The sequence below is a fragment of the Pseudomonas marincola genome, assembly GCF_900682675.2.
Taxonomy (GTDB): domain Bacteria; phylum Pseudomonadota; class Gammaproteobacteria; order Pseudomonadales; family Pseudomonadaceae; genus Aquipseudomonas; species Aquipseudomonas marincola.
The window spans coordinates 3,654,878-3,668,624 of the sequence record NZ_LR215729.2; the positions used below are offsets into that span (position 1 = coordinate 3,654,878).

A 13,747-nucleotide genomic window follows, 5' to 3' on the forward strand; every position below is an offset into this window, starting at 1 on the left:
AGCTTCACATGAACCTACGCAAACCCGTTATCGCCCTCGCCCTGCTGTGCAGCCCAGCGTTGGCGTTCGCCCATCCCGGCCACGACCACGCAGGCCTGATGGCCGGTATGGCTCACCCGCTGTTCGGTCTCGATCACTTGCTGGCCATGCTCGCCGTTGGCCTGTGGGCCGCTCAGCAACAAGGCGCTGCGCGCTGGGCACTGCCGCTGACATTCGTGGCGAGCATGTTGTTGGGCGGCGTGATGGGTTTCTATGGCCTGCAAGTGCCGATGCTGGAAACCGGCATTGCCGCCTCGGTGCTGGCTTTCGGCCTGCTGGTTGCAGTGGCGATGCGCCTGCCAATGGCACTGGCGCTGGGCATTACCGCGCTGTTCGCCCTGACTCATGGCGTTGCCCACGGCCTGGAACTGCCTGCCATGGCCAGCGCCTGGACTTACGCACTGGGCTTCGTCGCCGCCACCGCCGCGCTGCATGCCACGGGTTACGCGCTGGTTCGTTACCTGCCGCAAGCCGCTGCGCCGCTGGTGCGCTTGGCCGGTGTTGGCTCGGCAATCACCGGTGTGTGGTTGCTGGCTAACTGAGCGGACAAAGGCCAGGGCTGAGTTAAGCCCTGGCCTTATTCAACCAGTTGATAATGCCCTGCCCGGCGCGCCGACCGCTGGCAAAACAACCGGTGAGCAGATAGCCGCCGGTTGGCGCTTCCCAGTCGAGCATCTCGCCGGCGCAGAATACCCCCGGCAAGGCATTGAGCATGAGATTAGCGTCCAACTGCTCGAACGGCACGCCACCAGCGCTGCTGATAGCCTCATCCAGCGGACGAATCCCCACCAGCGTAATCGGCAACGCTTTGATCGAACGCGCCAGACGCGTGTGATCATCGAACTGCTCGGGCGCAAGCAACTCGCGCATCAGTGCCGCCTTGACGCCATCGAGCCCCAACGTGCGATGCAGGTGCTTGGCCATCGAGTTTGAACCGCGCGGTTTCAGCAGTGCTTTCTTGACGACTTCGAGGCTGCGCTGCGGCAGCAAATCGAGGTACACCGTTGCCTCGCCCTTGCTGTGGATAAGTTGGCGGATCTGCGCCGACAATGCATACACAAGGCTGCCTTCGATGCCTTTCTCAGTCAGCACGAACTCGCCCGCACGCGGCCCTTGACCGGATAGGTTGAGGCTGACGTTCTTCAGCGGTGCGCCGGCAAATTTATTACGGAGAAACTCGCTCCACGCCGCGACTTCGAAGCCACAATTACTCGGCAACAGTGGCTGTACATTGACCCCCTGCGCTTCAAGCAGCGGCGCCCAGGCGCCGTCGGAACCGAGGCGCGCCCAACTCCCGCCACCCAACGCCAGCAGCGTTGCGCGGGGCTTTAAAAGCAGTTCACCGTCGGCATTGGCAATGCGCAGTCGGCCTTTGGCGTCCCAACCCAGCCAGCGATGACGGTTATGGATATGCACCCCGTTTTCACGCAGACGCCGCAGCCAGGCGCGTAGCAGAGGCGCGGCTTTCATATCCTTGGGAAATACCCGCCCCGAGGTGCCGACAAATGTCTCGATGCCCAACTCGTGAATCCAGTTGCGCAGCGCGTCGGCATCGAACTCGCCCAGCAGTTCAGCCATCTCGGCTTCACGCTCGGCATAGCGCGACAAAAAGGCCGGCTTGGCTTCGGAATGGGTGATGTTCATGCCGCCCACGCCGGCCAGCAGAAACTTGCGCCCAACCGAGGGCATGGCATCGAACAGGTCGACCTTGATCCCGGCCAGCGCCAACACCTCGGCCGCCATCAACCCGGCAGGACCGCCGCCGATAATGGCAACACTGGAAGGAGCAGAAGCGGTAGCAGTCATAACAGGCAGGCCTTGAACGCAAGCAAACGGGAATGGGGATTAGCGGCAGCCGCCAATATTGGCGCTGCCTCTCGACACACAATGAGCGGCACTGAAAGCCGCCGGCAGCAATACCTAGCCCTTCTTTTTCGGGCCTTTGCCGCCAAAACTCGGAACCTTGCGCACGGCCTTGGCCTTGGGCGCTTCTGACTCTTCAAACCAGTTACCGAGATGGATCTTGCCTTTACCGCTGCCAGGCACAGTCTTAACTTTTGGCTTCTTCGGCTTTTTAATCACCACACCACCGGCGACAGTAACCGGCACGCGGTGATCGGGGATGAAGTCCGGCTCGTCTACACGCTTAAGCAATTGTCCGGTCAGGCTCTCGATTGCCGACAGCAACTGCACCTCGTCGGCGCACACCAGCGACACCGCCTCACCGGTCATTCCCGCGCGGCCGGTACGGCCAATCCGGTGAACATAATCTTCAGCGACAATCGGCAAGTCGAAGTTGACCACCAGCGGCATGTCGTCGATATCCAGCCCGCGCGCCGCCACATCGGTTGCCACCAGCACCAGCACCTCGCCGGCTTTGAAACGCTGCAATGCACGCAGACGCGTCGCTTGCGGCTTGTCGCCGTGAATCGAATCGGCACTGATGCCGTTGCGCTGCAACTCGGCTTCCAGTTCATCCACGCCTTTGCGGGTTTTCACGAACACCAGCGCCTGCTGCCAGCGGCGGCTCTGATACAGGTGTAAAAACAGTTCAGGCTTGCGCTTCTTGTCGACCGGAATCAGCCATTGCTTGACCGACTTGGCCGCGGCGTTGCGCGGGCTTACTTCGATACTCAACGGGTCTTTGAGCATCTCGCCGGCCATTTGCCGGATTGCCTCGGAGAACGTGGCCGAGAACAGCAAGGTCTGGCGCTTCTTCGGCAATGCACTGAATACGGCGTCCAGTTCGTTGGCAAAACCCAAGTCGAGCATACGGTCGGCTTCATCCAGCACCAGGGTTTGTACCTGATTGAATTTCACCGCGTTCTGGCGATAAAGATCGAGCAAGCGGCCCGGCGTCGCAACCAGCACATCAAGGCCTTTGCGCAGTTTCATCATTTGCGGGTTGATGCTGACGCCGCCATACACCGCATAGGTGCTCAGCGGCAGATTCTGCGCGTAAGTCATGAAGCTCTGATGCACTTGCTCAGCCAGCTCACGCGTCGGCACCAGCACCAGCGCCCGCACGGAGTTGCTGGCAACAGTCGGCCCTTCCATCATCAAGCGCTGGAGCACGGGCAAGGCGAAACCAGCGGTTTTACCGGTGCCGGTCTGCGCCGCCGCCATCAGGTCGCGGCCCTTCAGGACGGCAGGAATGGCCTGCGCCTGCACGGGCGTCGGGGTTTTGTAGTCCAGCGTTTCGAGGGTACGCAGCAGCGGCTCGATAAGGCCGAGAGAGGCAAATGTCATGGTGAATAACCGGGCGAATCAAAGAGGCCTAGTTTAGCAGGCTGCGGCCTGTCTTATCCGCGCTAATGCTTGCGCAATTTTCGCCGCCGGGACTTTTTGCAAACCGCAGAGCAACTCGTGGGAAACCTGCCCGATACCGTAATACTCGCGCAATACCGCGCCCATGAAGCCCATCAGGTTAGCCGCCATCTCGGCATCAGCCATTGCCCTGTGCGCCGTGCCAGTGCTTGGCAAGCCTGCCCAACGGTTGAGGTTGCCGAGCTTATGGCTAGGCGCTTGCGGCAACAACCGGCGCGCCAGCAATAACGAGCAGGCGAAAGACTGGCGTCGGGTGCGGCGGATCAGGCCAAGCTCGGCGTCCCAGAATTTTTGGTCAAAGGCTGCGTTGTGCGCCACCAGCGGAATATCGCCCACAAAGTCTGCGACTTCGTGCATCACCTGCGCGGCGGGTGGCGCATCACGCAGCATGGCATTGCTGATACCGGTCAGTTGCTCGATAAACGCGGGCACGTGTGCACCGCTGTTCATCAGGCTCTGATAACGCGAAACGATCACGCCGTCTTCCACGATTACCACGCCAATCTCGGTGGCGCGGGCATTCTGAGCTGGCGACAGGCCAGTCGTTTCAAAGTCGATAACGGCTATAGGGTCCACAAACACTCTCAATTACGAAGTAACAACTGGCCTTCAACCGGCACGTAGAAACTGGCGGCGCGTACCAGTGATTGCGCCGTCAGCCCCGGCACACCATAGGCCACAGCTTCGACGCCATCACGGCTGCGGACTTTATCCAGGAGCATGTCGAAGTCGCCATCGCCGGAAGCCAGCACAATCTCGTCGACGCGCGGCGCGGCGTCCATGATATCGATAGTGATACCAACATCCCAATCACCTTTGGCTGAGCCATCGCTGCGCTGGATGAACGGTTTGAGTTTCACGGTGAAACCCAGATTGCGCAGAATCTGCTGAAACTGCTGCTGTTTGGGGTCGCCGCGATCAATCGCATAGGCATAGGCCTCGACGATTTCACCGCGCTGGCTGACCTGCGCCCACAAGGCCGCGTAATTGAAATGGCAACCATAGGCCTGCCGCACGGTGTAATAGAGGTTCTGTACATCGGCGAATACGGCTATTTTTTTCACCGGAATTCCTCGGTTAGCGGCTGACGGGCAGCGGCGTGCAGGATAAAGTCATTGGCCAGTATGCCAGCCTCGCCGTGATGAGGAAGTAAAAAGCGCACAACTCTGGCATTGCATAAGGCTGGTGAATAGCGGGTTTAACGAATTTCGAACACCGCAAAAGAGCAACCCTACACACCTATTTCGCTCACAGGGAGGTGTTCAATGCACACCATAGAGCTTGCAGCGGCGCTGCTGACCATCGACATGCAACAGGGCATTCAGCGCCTGCCAACCCCGCGCAACAATCCGCAGGCCGAGCGCCATATCGCCCAATTGCAGCAGCACTGGCGGGCCCGCGGTTGGCCACTGGTGCATATCCGCCATATCTCCGTGGATGCGGATTCGGTATTCGCGCCCGGCCAGTCGGGCGCGGCCTTTCAACCCGAGCTGGCGCCACAGGCGAGCGAGGCAGTGTTCGAGAAGAACGTGACCGATGCGTTTTGTCACAGCGCACTTGAACGCTGGCTGCATGTGCGCGGCATTGCCAAGGTAGTTATTGTCGGCGTTGCCAGCGAGAACTCGGTGGAAGCCACTGCACGTACAGCCAGCAACCTGGGTTTTGCCACGGTGGTGGTGACAGATGCCTGCTATACCTTTGGCAAGACAGACTTCGCCGGTGTTTTGCGCAGCGCCGACGACGTACACAACATGGCGATGGCCAACCTGCGTGACGAATATGCACAGCTGCACTGCACCGCCGAACTGCTGAGTGGCGACTGACTCAAGCGCCCAGACAATCTGTTCAAGCAGATGTCGCGCTTGGGTTAGCCCATCTCAATCGGCTAGAGTGACGGCCTGTTTTCCCAGACGATAATTGTCCATGAATAGCATCCAGGTCCTGCGTGACGCTTGGTACTTTTTCCGCAACAACCTGTCGGCGATTGCACGCCTGTGCCTGCCGCTGATTGTGCTCGAGTCACTGGCCCAACAACTGCTCAGTCAGGCAGTGGGACCCGACACGCAAGCGCCTTACAGCTTGCTGATCGGGCTGATTTTTTACCCGATTTATACCGGGGCGCTGATCCTCTTTCTGGATGCGCGCAGCAATGGTCATGCGCCTGCGGCCCGCGACCTGATCGCCACTAGTTTGAGGTTCTGGCCGCAACTGGCTTTACTGACCGGGCTGAGCACCCTTGCCATTTTGCTCGGCGCCTCGCTGTTCGTGCTGCCGGGCTTGTGGATCATGATCAAGCTGGCCTTTGCCGAATACCTGCTGGTGTTGCGCGGCCTTACCCCGCTCAAAGCCCTGCATGAGAGTTTTGAGCAGACGCGTGGCGCGTTCTGGCAGATTCTCACCTGTGTGCTGTGCGTGATGGTGCCGTTGTGGTCGCTGGACTTGCTGATACAGGGCAATGAGCCGGGCAGCAATATGCTGCTCAATGTGGCGATGGACAGTGGCAACGGCTTTTTGCAGTTGTTTGCCAGCGTGGTGCTGTTTCGCCTGTTTATGCTCAACACGCCGCAACCGGCCGAGGACTAATCTGGCGGGTTACTCCACCTGAGCGTGATAGCGCTCGGCCGCTTGAGTGACCCAGCCCTCTTCGCGCAATTGCTGCAACGCCGCACTGAGCGCATCGAAGGTTTGCCGATTCAACCGCTTGCGCGAGAAACCCAGGTACAAATGCGTCGGCGACTCAGGCCGATACGCAGCCTTGGCGGCGACCTGACGCCAAGCGGTATCACGCAGTTCATAGTCGACCTGACAATCTGTGCCGATCAATAGCTGAATCCGTCCGCGCTTGAGCATTTCCAGCAACTGCTTCTCGCTGTTGACCGCGACCTTGTTAAGGCTGGTGTCCGAGTCGAAGGGCTCGAAATAAGCCGACCCCTGTACATAGCCGATTTTCAGCCCCTTAAGCTGGCCGTATGTATTGATATCCATCGCCCTTGAGGGCTTGGTGTAAAAGCGCGCTGAGCAGGCGTAATACGGTTTGTCGCTGTACTGGACATAGGCTTCGCGGGCTGCAGTTTTTGCTAATCCGGTCATCATGTCTGCCGAGCCGCTTTCCAGTGCGGCCAGCCCTCGCGCCCAAGGTGCGCGAATAATCTCAAAGCGGATGCCAGTGCGCTCGGTCAGCTTTTCCAGCAGGTCGATATCCAGGCCTTGCAGCTTGTCGGGGCCGACAGCGATACGAAACGGCGGCCAGACATCGGTCATGACCCGCAATTTCAGTGGTTCTGCGCCAAGTGCAACAGTAGACAAAAACAGGCTGGCGAGCAGCGCCCAGCGCATCAACCGGCCTCGCCTTCAGAGGGCTTCATGCCGGACAAACGCGGAAGCAGCACCCGCTCGAACACGCGCGGGAAGAATCTCGCCAGCACCCGCGCACGCCAATCGACATTAGACAACACCAGCAATCGCCGCCGTTTCAGCGCACCGCTGTAAATCGCCTCGGCAACGTCTTGCGGCGATGCCACCTTGCCCATCGCCAATGGCGGCTGCGCGGCCACAGAGCCATCGCCGACCAGAGCATTCTTGCGCAAATCAGTTGCGGTAAATCCGGGACACACCAGCATCACATTGACCCCGGAGCCCTTGAGTTCATAGCGCAGGGTTTCGAACAGGCCGTGCAGAGCATGCTTACTGGCGTTGTAGGCACTGCGATAAAGCAACGGGGCGAAGCCCGACAAGGAGCTGAGCACGATAATCTGCCCGCGTCTGGCGATGATGCTGGGCAGCGCCGCTTGCGTGCAATGCACTGCGCCGAAGTAGTTAACCGCCATAACCCGCTGGAAAACGCCTAAATCGGTGTCGGTGAAACTGCTGCGATGCGTAACCCCGGCGTTATTGACCAATACATCAATTCCGCCAAAGCGCTCGACGGCCAGCGCCACTGCGGCGGTAACGGCTTCAGCATCCGCCACATCGCAACACAGCCCCAGCGCTTCGGCATTGTGATGATCCGCCAGGTGCTGCACCAGGCTGTCGAGCGCCTCGCGCTGCAGATCAAGAATCACCAGCCGGGCACCAGCCTGCGCCAGTCGCACGGCCAGAGCGCGGCCAATACCGGCGCAACCACCACTGATCATCACAACCTTGCGGTCAAAGACTTTGCTGGCGAAGACTTTGCGGTGCATAGCTGCCCCTCGGCGGTTACGACTGTTGTTTGGCTGACACTAAAACCAATCGCGCAAGTCGCGCAACCAATAGCTGCATCGATGGCGGGGAATCTGTGACGAAAGCGCGTTTCAGCGCCAAAAACGCAGCGCGCAGCTGGCCGCGTCTGCGACTTGAGCTGCATGCCTCATGGTCAAGTTAGCGCATTAGCCACAGCGCAGCAGATCAACTGCAGTCGTTAAGTCGACTTGCCTGCAGGTAATCAGTCATCGCCCGGTCACTTGCGCGGTTTGGCTCGCGCCGTGGGTTCGGCAACCAGTGGATCATCTGGCCAGTAATGTTTCGGGTAGCGACCCTTGAGGTCTTTTTTAACCTCGGCATAGGTGCTGGCCCAGAAGTTGGCAAGGTCCTGAGTGACCTGCACTGGCCTGCGCGCTGGCGACAGCAAATGCAATTTAACCACCTGCCTGCCACCGGCAATTCGCGGGGTATCGCTCAGGCCGAACAACTCCTGCAAACGCACCGCCAGTACGGGCGGCTGCTCGCTGTAATCAATGCGGATATTTGAGCCGGAAGGCACCGCGAGGGTTTTCGGTGCAAGTTCCTCAAGGCGTTGTGGCAACGGCCAGGGCAGTAAGGTCTGGAGCATGTTGTGCAGCTCCAGATTGGCGAAGTGGCTGAGCCGGTTAACCTTACCCAAATACGGCCCAAGCCATTCGGGCATGCGCTCAAGCAATGCGGCATCGCTGACATCCGACCACTCGCTCTGCCCGTGGGCTTCAAGCTCAAGTGAGCGTAGCAGCGCAATTCGTGCCTGCCATTGGCGAAGCTCAGGCGTCCACGGCAAGAGTTCCAGACCTTTGCGGCGAACCAGATTGATCAGCGCATCGGTTCGGGCTTGCGGGTCGAGCGCCGTCAGCGGCTCACGCGACACCACCAGTTCGCCAATCCGCGCCTGCCGCTCGGCGCGCAGCAGCCCTTCGCGTTCATCCCAGTCCAGCACATCGTGCTGGCTCACTAACTCACTGAGTTCGCGCTCGAACAATTGTTCATCCAACTCGGCTGCCAGATAGATGCGCTCTTCGCGCTGGCCCTGGCGGCTGCCAAGATCGGCGATGACCAGCCAGCTATGCTTCATCAGCGCATCGGGCTCACTGAACAGCGCAGCACGCCCATTGGCCAGACGATACTCGGCCCCCGCCTCACGGCGCTGGCGGGCTATTCGGTCGGGATAGGCAAATGCCAACAACGCGCCCAGCCAGCGCGGGTGCTCGGGTTCAGCCGGGGGATTGACCGCAGCGCGCCGCTGCAAATAGCCATGAAACTGTCGCGCCAGTTGCCGCGCACGACTAACGCCGCCTTGCGCGCCTCGCGCTGCACGCATCTCGCCAGTGAGCAGAGCCAGCCGACTGTGCAAATCGGCCCCCGCGCCACGCAAAATATCGCGTTCACCGAGCAGCGCCGCCACATCACACGCCAGCTTGGCCAATCCCAGCGCATGCCCACGCAGCAGTAAATGGGCAATTCGCGGGTGCGCCGGCAGCTCGGCCATGGCTTGGCCCTGCGCCGTCAGCACGCCGCTCGCATCCAACGCATCAAGGCGCTGGAGCAGGTCGAGTGCTTGCGCATACGCTGCCGCTGGCGGCGGGTCCAGCCATACCAGCTCATCCGGCGTTACGCCCCAACGCACCAGTTGCAGGGCTACGCCTGCGAGATCCGCTTGAACGATTTCTGCCGCTGAATACGCCGCCAACTGCTCGTGTTGCGCCTGCGACCACAACCGATAACACGCGCCCGGTTCAAGACGGCCAGCGCGTCCAGCACGCTGAGTGGCCGAGGCTCGCGAAATACGCTGCGTTTGCAGGCGCGTCATGCCGCTGCCCGGATCGAACACCGGAACCCGTGCAAGCCCTGCATCAACAACCACGCGAACACCTTCAATGGTCAGGCTGGTCTCTGCAATATTGGTTGCCAGCACGACCTTACGCTGCCCGTTCGGGGCGGGCTCGATGGCGGCCCGCTGGGCACTCAGGTCCAACTCTCCGTGCAGCGGGCACACACGAATGTCTGCCTGCCCGGCCAGTGCTTGTTCCAGTTGCTCGTAAACCCGGCGTATCTCGGCCTGTCCCGGCAGAAAAACCAACACGCTGCCGGTCTCGTCAGTGAGCGCCTGCAACACGGTCTGCACCACCTTTGGTTCCAGCCATTCACCTGGCTGCGTGGCTTGCCCCCAACGGATATCCACAGGGAACATGCGCCCCTCGCTGCGCAGCACCGGCGCATCGTCGAGCACACTGGCCAGTCGCTCACCTTCGAGCGTGGCGGACATTAGCAGCACTTTTAGCGCGGGCTCGCCGCTGTCTGCACCGCGAAACATCGAACGCCCGTTGAGCGTTAACGCCAGTGCCAGATCAGCATCGAGACTGCGCTCATGAAATTCGTCGAATATCACCAAGCCGACGCCTTCCAGCGCCGGATCATCTTGCAGACGCCGCGCCAGAATGCCTTCGGTGACCACTTCGATGCGCGTGCGCGGGCCCACTTTGCTGTCGAGGCGGATGCGGTAACCGACCGTTTCGCCCACCGCCTCGCCCAACTCGCTGGCTAAACGCTCCGCCGCTGCCCGCGCGGCCAAACGCCTGGGTTCAAGCATGATGATGGTTTGCCCCTGCAGCCAGGGCTCAACCAGAACAGCCAAAGGCACCCGTGTGGTTTTACCCGCGCCGGGCGGCGCCTCAAGCACCACTTCGTGGCGCTCACGCAATGCCTGACAAAGGCTCGGCAGCAGGTCATCAATAGGCAGCGGCAGGGGCATGGCAACTCCAATCTGGGGCGGCGATTATAACGGTTAATCGGCCCACAGTTTTTGCCGTATTTCTACGCCACACCTACAATCCAGAAGCGTAGCGGGCCTACCCTTGGTATAGTTTCGCAACTTTTATCAGGAGATTTTGAATGCGTACGTCTACCCGTTTTATTGGCGGTGCTCTGGCTCTCTCCTTAATGACCCAGCTTGCTGCCTGCGGCACGTTGTTCTATCCGGATCGCCGTGGCCAGATTTCGGGCAAAGTGGACCCGGTTATTGTGGCGCTGGATGCCATCGGCATTCTGTTCTACGTGATACCGGGGCTGATCGCGTTTGGTATCGACTTTGCGACCGGCGCGATTTACCTGCCCAACGGCAAGACCGCTCAGGTCGATCCGGAGCAACTGCGTGGCGTGCTAGACGCTAACGGCGAAGTGGATCGCGCGGCCCTCAAGGCGCTGATCGAGACGCAAACCGGCACCAGCCTGCCTTTGGATGATCCGCGTCTGGTCCAGAAAAGCGGCTCGATCCAGCAACTGGCCGCTTACGGCCTCGTTCCTGCTGCCTGATCAGAGCACGGCTATTGCGCTGTCCGTCCGATCCCGGCGGGCAGCGCAACATCGCATCCCCGATAACATCACCAACACTCCAGCACGACTTGCTTGCCGCGCTCAGCCGCACGCACTTGCCTGACTGCCGACCGAAGCGCACCATGCAACGCTTAACGTGCGGCGTATCGAATGGCTAGCCTGCGTATTTGTTCCACTGATTCACCAAACGGAAAACAGATGGCCCCTTCACCGCAACATGCACGCCTGATGCGCCTCGCCAGCTTCGCCGCCCTCGCCCTCGCGCTCTCATTGGCCTTGGCCAAAGCCATTGCCTGGTGGTTGAGCGGCTCGGTCAGCTTGCTGGCCGGCCTGACTGATTCGTTACTGGACGGCGCCGCATCGCTGCTCAATCTGATTGCCGTGCATTACGCGTTGCGCCCCGCCGATGACGACCACCGCTACGGCCACGGTAAAGCCGAAGCCCTCGCCGGCTTGGGGCAGGCATTGTTCATTGGCGCGAGTGCTGTATTGGTTGGCGTGCAAGGCGTCGACCGCCTGCTCCATCCGCAACCTCTGCAAGCGGAAGCACTGGGCATTGCCGTGATGGTGTTGTCACTGGTAATGACTATGGTGCTGCTGGTGTATCAGCGTTATGTGGTGAAACTGACCGGCTCGACGGCGATCCACGCAGACTCGCTGCATTACCGCTCGGACTTACTGCTCAACAGCAGCATTCTGCTGGCCCTGTTTATTGCCAGCTTCGGCTTTGTGCAGGTGGATGCAATCTTCGCGATCGGCATCGCCTTCTACATTCTCTGGAGCGCCATCTCGATTGCCCGCGAAGCGGCAGCCGTGCTGATGGACAAAGAACTGTCACCGGAAATCAGCGAACACATGCATGAACTGGCGTGCGCCGTACCGGGCGTGGTTGGTGCACACGACTTGCGCACACGCATCTCCGGCACGCACTGGTTCGTGCAGCTCCACGCAGAGCTTCCGGGCAGCCTCAGCTTGTCGCAGGCGCACGCTATTTGCGATCAGGTTGAAGCGGCTATTTGCAAGGAATATCCACGCGCCGAAGTGCTGGTTCACGCCGACCCGCTGGAAGTGGTTAAGCCGTAATCCACTGATTACGGCTCCAGTCTGCTGCACGTCAACGGCGCTGATTGCCTGCCTCGACCCACGCCACAGCCGGCGCTCGCGGGGCACGCACCACCTGATATTGATGGCCCTTGCCGACCGGCTGATAAAACACGCCCGCCACCTGATAGTAACGCTCATGCCCCACTCGCACGATCTTCGCCTTGCCTGGCAGCGCATTCACGCGCAAGCCCGGCGGCGGGCTGATCAGCACATAGCGACCGGCTTGCGGCCGATACCACTGCGTGCCAAAGGTGTAATAGTCCTGACCGCCATAACGCACCTTTTGATAGCCACGCGGTAATTTGGCGATGCCCTGATGCTTATCGCTAACGTGATGACTGGCTTCATAGCGTGCCGGCTCAGGCTTATCGTGGGCCTGCACCAGTGGCGACATGCCCAGCACCAGCAACGCTGCAATCTCAATCCATGCAATCCGCTTGTTCATCGCACTCACTCCAATCTGTAGGGACGATTAGAGTGTCTATCAACGTGCGTATAGGTGCGGTCAGGCCAATGTAAAGCAGAGGTAAATCCCAACCCGGCACATCAACCCCAGATGACTCGATCGCGGCGCTAAATGGTGCCGGTTACCTCAGACAAAATCTTCTTCAACCTCACTAATACCGAAGTACTGCAACAATGTTTTGCCTTCTGCATAGGCTTTGTTGGCTGAAGCGCTTTGCGCTAATAGCTCAGCACTTGGCTTGGCGTGCTGCTCATAAGGCAGAGATTTTGACCACTCAATTACATCTTTTGGAAAGCCTGTTCTAGACAGCTTGTTGATCAAGCTGGAGAGATAGCAGGGTATTGTCCAACCGCTGCAAAACTGGATGACGACAAAACCGAAGTAGTACTTCAACCAACTGTGATACTTGCGGTAGTCGTCGCGACAGGAATAGAAGTATTCCACGCTACCCAGTTCGATCTGTTGATCTTCGGGCAAGGGCCATAACAGTGCCGCAGGGCCTTGCTCCATGTAGGTACGAATAGCCTCCCACTCACTCATGGCCTGCGCAACACTTGAGGCCGCAACGCTGACCCACAGCACATCACCGCGAGTTGCATCGCGCAAACCTATCTTGAGCAAGAACCGGGGAATGACTGCATATTCGGTGATTGTTTCACCGACCGACACGCAAGCAATGACTTCTTCCCACGGCACGAATCGAGCGCGCTGACCTCGTTTAGCAACGTAGGCTACGGCGCGCCGTTCTCGATTAAATCTTACAGGGAGGACTGAGCCTAGCTTGCGGATGGATACTAAGATGGTGCCGCTATAGAGAAATGCTAAAAAACCTAGAAACCCCCACATATAAGGATTAGTTTCGAAGTGCATCCAGCTCGGGATGAATGGCTCTTTATCTCTGCGCCCCCAAGCGAGTATGCCATTCACAAGGAAAAAGAAAATCTTCATGAACACCACAGAACCAATCGCCCATCGGATCATGAACTCAAAGTTGCCGCGACCCATGACAAAGTCAGCATAAGTCTCGTTCGCAGTGCGATATAACTCTCGGCTACTGAATGCGGCCATTCCTGTGGGAATAGGCTTAGGAGCCAGATACACCACTTCCTCAGTGAGTGTTTTTTCTGTATCTCCGGCATGCGGTAAACGCTGGTATTTACTCGCTGACATGCAGGTTCTCCACGCCAAAACTCATTGCACGTATGCCTTTACCCACGGAGCCTGCCATACCTAGCGTTGTTTTGCTGCTACCTG

The 13,747-nt window shown here is 59.4% G+C and carries 14 protein-coding genes; 5 read left to right on the forward strand and 9 right to left on the reverse strand.

Going from position 1 to position 13,747, the window contains the following annotated elements; genetic code table 11:
* Nucleotides 1–8: 8 nt before the first annotated feature.
* Nucleotides 9–581, forward strand: coding sequence for a HupE/UreJ family protein (locus PMYSY11_RS16900; protein ID WP_150547513.1), 573 nt, complete (start codon nucleotides 9–11; stop codon nucleotides 579–581).
* Between the two features lie 22 nt (nucleotides 582–603).
* On the opposite strand, the gene PMYSY11_RS16905 is transcribed toward PMYSY11_RS16900, so the two are convergent.
* The 4 genes from PMYSY11_RS16905 to PMYSY11_RS16920 all read right to left on the reverse strand — a co-directional run bounded on the left by PMYSY11_RS16905 (nucleotide 604) and on the right by PMYSY11_RS16920 (nucleotide 4,430).
* Nucleotides 604–1,845, reverse strand: a complete 1,242-nt coding sequence (locus PMYSY11_RS16905) for a TIGR03862 family flavoprotein (protein ID WP_150547514.1) — start codon at nucleotides 1,843–1,845, stop codon at nucleotides 604–606.
* Between the two features lie 114 nt (nucleotides 1,846–1,959).
* The gene (locus PMYSY11_RS16910) at nucleotides 1,960–3,288 is read right to left on the reverse strand and encodes an RNA helicase RhlE1 (protein ID WP_150547515.1); all 1,329 of its coding nucleotides are present in this window, start codon (nucleotides 3,286–3,288) and stop codon (nucleotides 1,960–1,962) included.
* Between the two features lie 33 nt (nucleotides 3,289–3,321).
* Nucleotides 3,322–3,942 (reverse strand): 3'-5' exonuclease, encoded by a 621-nt coding sequence (locus tag PMYSY11_RS16915; RefSeq protein ID WP_150547516.1) that lies wholly within the window; start codon nucleotides 3,940–3,942, stop codon nucleotides 3,322–3,324.
* A gap of 8 nt (nucleotides 3,943–3,950) precedes the next feature.
* Entirely contained in the window at nucleotides 3,951–4,430 is a 480-nt protein-coding gene (locus PMYSY11_RS16920; RefSeq protein WP_150547517.1) for an NYN domain-containing protein, read from the reverse strand.
* A gap of 201 nt (nucleotides 4,431–4,631) precedes the next feature.
* Here PMYSY11_RS16920 and PMYSY11_RS16925 point away from each other — a divergent pair, with 201 nt between their 5' ends.
* Together PMYSY11_RS16925 and PMYSY11_RS16930 are read left to right on the forward strand one after the other, a co-directional pair.
* Nucleotides 4,632–5,189 carry a cysteine hydrolase family protein gene (locus tag PMYSY11_RS16925; RefSeq protein ID WP_150547518.1) on the forward strand — a complete coding sequence of 186 codons (558 nt, stop codon included), beginning with the start codon at nucleotides 4,632–4,634 and terminating at the stop codon, nucleotides 5,187–5,189.
* A 100-nt stretch (nucleotides 5,190–5,289) separates the two neighbouring features.
* Complete coding sequence (locus PMYSY11_RS16930) at nucleotides 5,290–5,949, forward strand: YciC family protein (RefSeq protein WP_150547519.1); 660 nt, start codon at nucleotides 5,290–5,292, stop codon at nucleotides 5,947–5,949.
* A gap of 9 nt (nucleotides 5,950–5,958) precedes the next feature.
* On the opposite strand, the gene PMYSY11_RS16935 is transcribed toward PMYSY11_RS16930, so the two are convergent.
* The 3 genes from PMYSY11_RS16935 to hrpB form a co-directional block, all read right to left on the reverse strand.
* Entirely contained in the window at nucleotides 5,959–6,702 is a 744-nt protein-coding gene (locus PMYSY11_RS16935) for a substrate-binding periplasmic protein (RefSeq protein ID WP_150547520.1), read from the reverse strand.
* Nucleotides 6,702–7,547: an SDR family oxidoreductase gene (locus PMYSY11_RS16940; protein WP_150547521.1), complete on the reverse strand. Its 846-nt coding sequence runs from the start codon at nucleotides 7,545–7,547 to the stop codon at nucleotides 6,702–6,704. Before PMYSY11_RS16940 ends, PMYSY11_RS16935 begins: the two co-directional genes overlap by 1 nt.
* A gap of 257 nt (nucleotides 7,548–7,804) precedes the next feature.
* Nucleotides 7,805–10,342, reverse strand: coding sequence for an ATP-dependent helicase HrpB (hrpB, locus tag PMYSY11_RS16945; protein ID WP_150547522.1), 2,538 nt, complete (start codon nucleotides 10,340–10,342; stop codon nucleotides 7,805–7,807).
* A 140-nt stretch (nucleotides 10,343–10,482) separates the two neighbouring features.
* Between hrpB and PMYSY11_RS16950 the strand changes: the two genes are divergently transcribed.
* Together PMYSY11_RS16950 and PMYSY11_RS16955 are read left to right on the forward strand one after the other, a co-directional pair.
* Nucleotides 10,483–10,902: a polyribonucleotide nucleotidyltransferase gene (locus PMYSY11_RS16950; RefSeq protein WP_150547523.1), complete on the forward strand. Its 420-nt coding sequence runs from the start codon at nucleotides 10,483–10,485 to the stop codon at nucleotides 10,900–10,902.
* A 219-nt stretch (nucleotides 10,903–11,121) separates the two neighbouring features.
* The gene (locus PMYSY11_RS16955; protein WP_069900783.1) at nucleotides 11,122–12,006 is read left to right on the forward strand and encodes a cation diffusion facilitator family transporter; all 885 of its coding nucleotides are present in this window, start codon (nucleotides 11,122–11,124) and stop codon (nucleotides 12,004–12,006) included.
* Between the two features lie 31 nt (nucleotides 12,007–12,037).
* Here the strand turns inward: PMYSY11_RS16955 and PMYSY11_RS16960 are convergent, their stop codons facing one another.
* Nucleotides 12,038–12,472: a DUF6515 family protein gene (locus PMYSY11_RS16960; protein ID WP_150547524.1), complete on the reverse strand. Its 435-nt coding sequence runs from the start codon at nucleotides 12,470–12,472 to the stop codon at nucleotides 12,038–12,040.
* Nucleotides 12,473–12,619: 147 nt separating this feature from the next.
* Entirely contained in the window at nucleotides 12,620–13,663 is a 1,044-nt protein-coding gene (locus tag PMYSY11_RS16965; RefSeq protein ID WP_239655496.1) for a hypothetical protein, read from the reverse strand.
* Nucleotides 13,664–13,747: the final 84 nt, after the last annotated feature.

Bases quoted from the DNA above. Each gene is read 5' to 3' on its own strand.
- PMYSY11_RS16940 (WP_150547521.1), bottom strand. From the start codon at position 7,547: ATGCACCGCAAAGTCTTCGCCAGCAAAGTCTTTGACCGCAAGGTTGTG.
- hrpB (WP_150547522.1), bottom strand. From the start codon at position 10,342: ATGCCCCTGCCGCTGCCTATTGATGACCTGCTGCCGAGCCTTTGTCAG.
- PMYSY11_RS16910 (WP_150547515.1), bottom strand. From the start codon at position 3,288: ATGACATTTGCCTCTCTCGGCCTTATCGAGCCGCTGCTGCGTACCCTC.
- PMYSY11_RS16905 (WP_150547514.1), bottom strand. From the start codon at position 1,845: ATGACTGCTACCGCTTCTGCTCCTTCCAGTGTTGCCATTATCGGCGGC.
- PMYSY11_RS16925 (WP_150547518.1), top strand. From the start codon at position 4,632: ATGCACACCATAGAGCTTGCAGCGGCGCTGCTGACCATCGACATGCAA.
- PMYSY11_RS16965 (WP_239655496.1), bottom strand. From the start codon at position 13,663: ATGTCAGCGAGTAAATACCAGCGTTTACCGCATGCCGGAGATACAGAA.
- PMYSY11_RS16955 (WP_069900783.1), top strand. From the start codon at position 11,122: ATGGCCCCTTCACCGCAACATGCACGCCTGATGCGCCTCGCCAGCTTC.
- PMYSY11_RS16930 (WP_150547519.1), top strand. From the start codon at position 5,290: ATGAATAGCATCCAGGTCCTGCGTGACGCTTGGTACTTTTTCCGCAAC.
- PMYSY11_RS16960 (WP_150547524.1), bottom strand. From the start codon at position 12,472: ATGAACAAGCGGATTGCATGGATTGAGATTGCAGCGTTGCTGGTGCTG.
- PMYSY11_RS16950 (WP_150547523.1), top strand. From the start codon at position 10,483: ATGCGTACGTCTACCCGTTTTATTGGCGGTGCTCTGGCTCTCTCCTTA.
- PMYSY11_RS16935 (WP_150547520.1), bottom strand. From the start codon at position 6,702: ATGCGCTGGGCGCTGCTCGCCAGCCTGTTTTTGTCTACTGTTGCACTT.
- PMYSY11_RS16900 (WP_150547513.1), top strand. From the start codon at position 9: ATGAACCTACGCAAACCCGTTATCGCCCTCGCCCTGCTGTGCAGCCCA.